Annotated in this window: 5 protein-coding genes; 1 reads left to right on the forward strand and 4 read right to left on the reverse strand. The window is 66.1% G+C overall.

Annotated elements, in window-relative coordinates; translation table 11 throughout:
• Nucleotides 1–90: 90 nt before the first annotated feature.
• Genes ACUVYZ_RS11450 through metG form a run of 4 tightly spaced genes read right to left on the reverse strand, consistent with a single transcriptional unit; the run spans nt 91 to nt 5,163 of the window.
• On the reverse strand, nt 91–1,392 hold the full coding sequence (locus ACUVYZ_RS11450; protein ID WP_439934582.1) for a serine/threonine-protein kinase: 1,302 nt from the start codon (nt 1,390–1,392) through the stop codon (nt 91–93).
• A gap of 9 nt (nt 1,393–1,401) precedes the next feature.
• Entirely contained in the window at nt 1,402–1,806 is a 405-nt protein-coding gene (locus tag ACUVYZ_RS11455) for a TssQ family T6SS-associated lipoprotein (RefSeq protein ID WP_439934583.1), read from the reverse strand.
• A 12-nt stretch (nt 1,807–1,818) separates the two neighbouring features.
• The gene (locus ACUVYZ_RS11460; protein ID WP_439934584.1) at nt 1,819–3,042 is read right to left on the reverse strand and encodes a hypothetical protein; all 1,224 of its coding nucleotides are present in this window, start codon (nt 3,040–3,042) and stop codon (nt 1,819–1,821) included.
• A 42-nt stretch (nt 3,043–3,084) separates the two neighbouring features.
• Complete coding sequence (gene metG / locus ACUVYZ_RS11465) at nt 3,085–5,163, reverse strand: methionine--tRNA ligase (RefSeq protein WP_439934596.1); 2,079 nt, start codon at nt 5,161–5,163, stop codon at nt 3,085–3,087.
• A gap of 88 nt (nt 5,164–5,251) precedes the next feature.
• Here metG and apbC point away from each other — a divergent pair, with 88 nt between their 5' ends.
• Nucleotides 5,252–6,340: an iron-sulfur cluster carrier protein ApbC gene (gene apbC / locus ACUVYZ_RS11470; protein ID WP_439934585.1), complete on the forward strand. Its 1,089-nt coding sequence runs from the start codon at nt 5,252–5,254 to the stop codon at nt 6,338–6,340.
• Nucleotides 6,341–6,573 lie beyond the last annotated feature (233 nt).

Raw genomic sequence — 6,573 nt, forward strand, 5'->3', positions numbered from 1 at the left:
TTGACCCCGGCTTCAAGCCGGTTATGCCAGTAGCACCCACTCGAAATTCAAAAGAGGCATAAAAGTAGTGTGGCAAAACGCGCGAAAAGTTCAGGAAAGGACGGCAACCAGCGCGACCGCCAGGGCGATGGCAAGGGCGAGGCCCACGACCAAGGCCTTGCGCGAAAGGGGGGAGTTCCGCGCCGCCTCCGCCCGCTGAACCGGCGCCGCCGGCTTGTCGGCGGCCGTTCCTGTGGGAGGCGTGATTCGCTTGGGCGGCGGCGCGGACCTGGCGGCGGGCGTGCCGGCGCGGGCGATCTTCTGGGTCTTGATGTACTCGCCGAACTGCTCCGCGGCGCCGGTGGCCGTCACCAGGCGCAGCGTGGCATCGAAAGAGTCAAAATGGGTGGAGATGCCCAGCGCCACCGGGGTTTCGGGCGGCACGGCCGGCTCGGGCGCCGCGTCCATCTTGCGGCCCGCCGGGAAGTTGCTGCCCACGATGGCGCCGGTGCCGCCGTCGGCCAGCCGGTTGGCCGAATGCTTGGGGAACGCATCGAGGTCGATGGAAATCTTGGGTTGAACCTGGGATTCCACGTGCTTGCGGCATTCCCGCAGGTCGGTGGCGAACTCCCGGGCGTCCTGGTAGCGGTCTTCGGGCGACTTGGCCAGCGCCTTGGCCACGACGAAGTTCAGGATCTCGGGTACCTCCGGATTGAGCACGCTGGGGGCGCGCGGGCTCAAGTGGACGATCTGGTACATGATGGCGGTGATCTCGGCGCCGGTGAACGGGCGCTCCCCGGTCAGCATCTCGTAGAGCACGATGCCTAAGCTGAAGATGTCGGAGCGGTGGTCGGCCCGCTTGCCCAGCACCTGCTCGGGGGAGAGGTAGCTCGGGGAGCCCAGCAGCACACCGGTCTGGGTGCGGATCTCGGAGGCGCGCATACGGGCGATGCCGAAATCCATGATCTTCACCAGCCCCGACCGGGTGATCATCAGGTTGGCCGGCTTCACGTCCCGGTGCACCACCTCGTGCTCGTGGGCGTAGGCGAGCCCGTCGGCCACCTGGGCGGCGATGTCCAGGGCCTGGGGAATGGGCAGGGGCTTCTTCGGCGCGAGTAGGCTCTTGAGATCCTGGCCCTCCAGCAGCTCCATGGCCATGTAGGTGGTGTCGCCGCTCTTGCCCACGTCGTAGATGGTGACGATGTTGGGGTGGCTCAGCCGTCCGGCCGCCTTGGCCTCGTGGTAAAAGCGGGCCTCGTACTCCGCCTGTTCGGAGGGGTCCAGGTAGACGGGAATGGTTTTGATGGCGACCGTGCGCTGGAGGACGGGGTCGATGGCCCGGTAGACGACCCCCATGGCGCCCTTGCCGAGCTCGCCCAGGAGCTCGTAGCGGCCAAGTTGCCGGAGCTCCATGGGCTTTCCTCAGCGGCCGGCCTTGACGCTGCGAAAAACCGGGCCCCAGACGGGATGTCCCGCCTCGGACGGGGCCAACTCCAGGTCGGGATCGAGGGTCAGGGCGCGCACGAAATTGTCCCGGCAAGCCCGTTCCCGGCCGGAGGCGCAGTCGATAAACGCCAGGTATTTATAGGCCTGCACCTGATCGCTTTTCCAGTGAAGCCCCTTGGCGAGGCTTGCCTGGAACCTGCGGTAGGCTTCGGCGTGGTTTCCGTTCTCGTAGTGCTGGATGCCGGTCGAGAGGTCTGCTTCGCCCGGGCCGCGCCACAGGGCCTGGACCTCCCGCTGGACCTCCTTTACAGGCTGGGTTTCGCAGCCCCCGAGGGCGAGGACGCCCATCGCCGCCAAAACCCACCCAGCTGCGCTCTTCATGGCCCTTCCTGGTCAGCGGAACTTGTGCTTGATTTTAACCCGTTCGCCCGCGTCCACGTGGATCGTCTGGCGATGGACGGGGAGGTCTGAATTGCGCACTTCGATGGTGTGGGTGCCGGGGGCCACGTCCAGCTTGTGCAGGGGCGGGCTCACTCCGGCGAGTTTTCCATCCACGTAGATTTCCCCCCATGGGGAGATGGCGAACTCCAAGTGGGCGCTAGGGATGGCGGCTGGCACCGCGCCAGGTGCCGGGGCCGGCGGCGGGACGGCGGGCGTCGCTGCCGCCTGTTTGCGCACGGCTTCCGGCGTGGACTGCGGCGCTGCCGGTGGAGCCGGCGGCTTCGGCGTCTCCTCAGGGGCCACCGGGACGGGTTCGCCTAGGCGTAGCGCTTCGGCCGGGCGGGAGCTTGCGGGGCGCGGCGGCGGGCTTTGCTCGGCGGGGGGCTCGGGCGCCGGCGCGCCGGCGTAGGGATCCGTTCCCGCCACGGGGGGCGGCGGCGAGGGGGGGACATCCCCAGACCGCGGAGGGGAGCCCTCCCGGAGGGCCAGGGCAACGACGATGAGGGCCGCCGCCCCAAGCGGCGCGCCTAGAAGCGCCCACCGGACCAAAAGGTAGGCCCGCCGGCCCGAGGCGGCGGGGGGGACGGGCTGCTCGGGGGCTTCCAGCGCTGCCAGCTTGACGGTGGGCGCGTCCTCGTTCGCGCCCCCGGGCGAGCGCAGCGCATACACCTCGTGGGCCCGCACGTGGTCGTCGGTGCGGGAGCCCAGGTAGTCGAAGCGCCGGGCGTGGGCGTCGGACAGGCGGCATAGCACCTCGTAGTACGGGCGCGAGGCCAGCACCTGCCCGGCCTCGGCGAAGGCCATGATCCGCTGGGCCACGTTGAGGCCGTCGCCGATGATGTTGGGCTGGCCGTTCACGTCCTTGATCAGCTTGACCGGGCCCAGGTTGATGCCGCAGCGCACGTCCAGGGTCGGGCCGTGGAGGTCGAGCAGCGCCGCGAGCCGCGCCGCCACGGTTAGGGCGTCCTCGGGATTGCCGATGAAGCTCACCGCGGCGCCGCTTCCGGTATCGAGGACGATGCGGTCCTTGGCCGGCACGGTCTTCAGCGCTTCCCCGAGCAGGGCGTTGAACCTTTCCTTGAGGCTCACCTGCTCGGCCACCGGCCTCTGGGCGTAGCCCGGGATCTCCAGGAACAGGACGCTGCAGATGAAGGTGCGGTTCGCTGATGCCTGCACTCGGTGCTCCTGATGGGCGGCTGCCCGCGCGGGGCCTCGGGCCTATTTTATGCGCATGCCGGGTTGCGCTCCGTCGTCCGGGGAGAGGAGAAAGATGCTTTCGCCATCGCCGGCGGCGAGCACCATCCCTTCGGAGACGCCGAACTTCATCTTGCGGGGAGCGAGGTTCGCCACCATCACGGTGAGCCGGCCCTTGAGGACCTCCGGCGCGTAAGCCGACTTGATCCCGGCGAACACGGTGCGCCGTTCCTCCCCCAGGTCCAGGGTGAGCTTGAGGAGCTTGTCCGCCCCCGGCACCGCCTCGGCCGCCAGGATGCGGGCCACCCGCAGGTCCACCCGGTTGAAGTCGTCGATGCTGATCTGGGGCGTCGCCTGGGAGCGCGCCCTGGCTTCAGCGTGAGGGGCGGGGGCCGCGCCTACCATCGATTCCCGGTTGGCCTCGATCAGGGCGTCGATCTGCCGGGGATCGATGCGGGTCATCAGGTGCCGGTAGGGCTTGATGACGTGGTCGTTCAGCAGCCTGCCGGAATCCGCCCACGTGAGCGGCGGCACGTCGAGGAAGGCTTCCACGTCCCCGGCCAGCTTGGGCAGCACCGGCTTTAAGTAGACAGTCAGCAGCCGGAAGAGATTGAGGCCGATGCTGCAGATCTGCTGCAGCTCTTTGGCGCGCTCTGCGTATTTCGCCACCTCCCACGGTTTTTGGTCGTCCACGTACTGGTTAGCCCGGTCCGCCAGGCCCATGATGGTGCGCAGCGCCTTGGCGTACTCCCGGCCTTCGTACAGCATCTCGATGTCGTGCCGGGATTGCTTGAGTTCGTCGAGCAAGGGGTGGGGGGGCAGGCTCTGCGCCAGCCTTCCCTCGAAGCGCCTGGTGATGAAACCGGCGCAGCGGCTCGCGATGTTCACGTACTTGCCCACCAGGTCCGAGTTGACCCGGGCGACAAAGTCGTCCAAGGAGAGATCGATGTCCTCCATGGTGGGGCCCAGCTTGGCCGCGTAGTAGTAGCGCAGCCACTCGGGATTGAGCCCCTGGGCGAGGTAGCTTTCGGCGGTGATGAAGGTACCGCGGGACTTGGACATTTTCTCCCCGTTCACCGTGAGAAAGCCGTGGGCATAGATCTTCGACGGCGTGCGGTAGCCGGAGTATTCGAGCATGGCTGGCCAGAACAGGGCGTGGAAGTACAGGATGTCCTTGCCGATGAAATGGACGAGCTCCGTCTCGTCCTCGGAGCGCAGGAAAGCATCCACGTCGATGGTCTCGCCCTTGCTGCGGCGTTTCTCCGCCAGGTTCTTGAAGCTGGCGAAGTAGCCGACCGGGGCGTCGAGCCACACGTAGAAGAACTTCTGGTTGTCCGTGCCGGGAATAGGGAAGCCGAAGTAGGGGGGGTCGCGGGAGATGTCCCAGTCCTGGAGCCCGGCGGCGAACCACTCCTGGAGCTTGTTCACCGCCTCCGGCTGCAGCGTCCCCGAGCGGGTCCACGCCTCCAGGAACGCCCGGCAGCGGGGATCCGAGAGGCGGAAGAAGTAGTGCTCCGAAGACTTGCGCACCGGAGAAGCGCCGGAAATCACCGAATAGGGGTTCTTGAGTTCCGTGGGGGAGTAGGTGGCGCCGCACGCTTCGCAGGCGTCCCCGTACTGGTCCTTGGCCCCGCAGCGGGGGCACTCGCCCTTGATGTAGCGGTCAGGCAGGAACATCTGCTTGACCGGGTCGTAGAACTGCTCCACCGAGCGACGGGCGATGAAGCCGCCCTCGTCCAGGCGGCGGAAGATCTCTTCGCAAAGCTCCCGGTTCTCGGGAGAATTGGTCTCGTAATAGTTGTCGAACTGGACGTGAAAGCCGGCGAAGTCCCGCTTGTGCTCCTCCAGCATGCGACGGATCAGGGCCTCGGGGGAGATCCCTTCCTTCTCCGCCCGCAGCATGATGGGGGTGCCGTGCTGGTCGTCGGCGCACACGTAATGGCACTCGTGGCCCTGCATCTTCTGGAAACGCACCCAGATGTCGGTCTGGATGTACTCCACCAGGTGGCCCAGGTGAATGGCGCCGTTGGCGTAGGGCAGGGCGGAGGTGACCAGGAGGCGGCGTTTTTGCATGGAGTCGGCAAGGCCCTCGAAAAACCGAATTTTAACAAAGTGCTGGGCTCGACGAGCGGCTGGCGGGTGGATTTCGTTACAATAATACGTTTAGCGGCATCGGCCGTAGGAGGGTTCTGTGGCGATCACCGAGCAGCAGGTTCAAGAGGCGCTCAGAGCGCTGATTGACCCCAATACCCACAAGGATTTCGTGACGGGCAAGTCCGTCAAGGGCGTGAAGGTGGACGGGGACCGGGTGTCCGTGGACATCGTCCTCGGCTACCCCGCCAAGAGCGTTCTCGACTCGATCCGCCGCATGGTGGCGGATAAGCTGAAAAGCCTGCCCGGGGTGGGCGGGGTCCACGTGAGCGTCGCCTACAAGATCGTCGCCCACGCCGTGCAGCGGGGGGTGAAGCTGGTACCGGGCATCCGCAACATCATCGCGGTCGCCTCCGGCAAGGGCGGCGTGGGCAAGTCCACCACCGCCGTCAACCTGGCTCTGGCCCTAGCCGCCGAGGGCGCCAAGGTGGGGGTGCTGGACGCGGATATCTACGGTCCCTCGCAGCCCATGATGCTGGGCATCCGGGGACGTCCCGAGTCCCGGGACGGCAAGAGCCTGGAGCCGATGGAAGGCCACGGGCTGCAGGCTATGTCCATCGGTTTCCTGATCGATCTCGATACCCCCATGGTGTGGCGGGGACCCATGGTCACCCAGGCCCTGGAGCAACTGCTCAACGAGACCCGCTGGCGCGACCTGGATTACCTGGTGGTGGATCTCCCGCCGGGAACCGGCGACATCCAGCTCACCCTGGCCCAGCGGGTGCCCGTGACCGGCGCCGTCATCGTCACCACGCCCCAGGACATCGCCCTGATCGACGCGCGCAAGGGGCTCAAGATGTTCGAGAAGGTGGGCATACCGATCCTGGGCGTGGTGGAGAACATGAGCATCCACATCTGTTCCAAATGCGGGCACGAGGAGCCCATCTTCGGCGAGGGCGGAGCCCAGCGCATGTGCCAGGACTACGGGGTCGAGCTCCTGGGGGCGCTGCCCTTGGACATCCGCATTCGCGAGCAGGCCGATTCCGGCAAGCCATCGGTGGTGGCCGACCCCGAGGGACGCATCGCCGAGATCTACAGGGCGATCGCGCGCCGCGTCGCGGTCAAGATCGCCGAGCTTGCCCAGGACCATTCCGCGGCGTTCCCCAAGATCGTGATCCAGAACACGTAAATTCACCGCAGAGGCACGGGGACACAGAGAGAAACGATTTTTTAAAACGCAAAGGGCGTAGAGAGCGGAAAGGAAAAGCCGGCTTTTTTTCCTTTTATAAAGTTTTGGGAACCTCTAATAATTCACTCATTCTAACGCCCCAACAACAAAACGCGAGAAACGACGATGCTCCAATCCGGTTTCTTTGATCTCGAAGATCGCTTCGGCAAGCTCGATCAGCTGGGCGATCCGCT

This window comes from Pelomicrobium sp. P1, from assembly GCF_052805615.1.